Raw genomic sequence first — 388 nt, 5'->3', positions numbered from 1 at the left:
GGACATGATTATTCGCCCTAAGCTCACTCGCCAAATTCGTCTTGCGCACCTTCTCCAGCATAAGCGCATATTCCAGATATTTGGTTTTAACGTAATTGGCCTCGTCCTTATAAATGGGATTGTTGACGACTGCTCCATTCTCGTCCGTTGTCGATTGCAACACAATACCAAGGAATACATATTTCCATGCATCCGCATATTCAAAGTGTATCTCCGGGCTCACATAGGTGAAGTCCATTTTTTTGCTGGCCTCAATGCCGGAGAAGATATCCGAGAACGTCTCTACTTTCTGAGTCGCCCGATTATAGTAGAACAAGTCGAAATTGATAAAGTGGTACTTTGTGCCGGAATAATTGGATATATGAATGGAATAGTCCGCCTCTGATAC

1 protein-coding gene is annotated in these 388 nt (G+C 43.6%); it reads right to left on the bottom strand.

The window, feature by feature from the left end:
* Positions 1–388: hypothetical protein (locus EVJ21_RS15530; protein WP_236636602.1), on the bottom strand; the 388-nt coding region annotated here is incomplete at both ends.

Origin of the sequence: Exiguobacterium sp. SH0S2, assembly GCF_004337185.1 — a bacterium.
GTDB lineage: Bacteria > Bacillota > Bacilli > Exiguobacteriales > Exiguobacteriaceae > Exiguobacterium > Exiguobacterium aurantiacum_A.
Note: the sequence above shows the minus strand (reverse complement) of the source record. Positions and strands in the feature narration are given on the sequence as shown.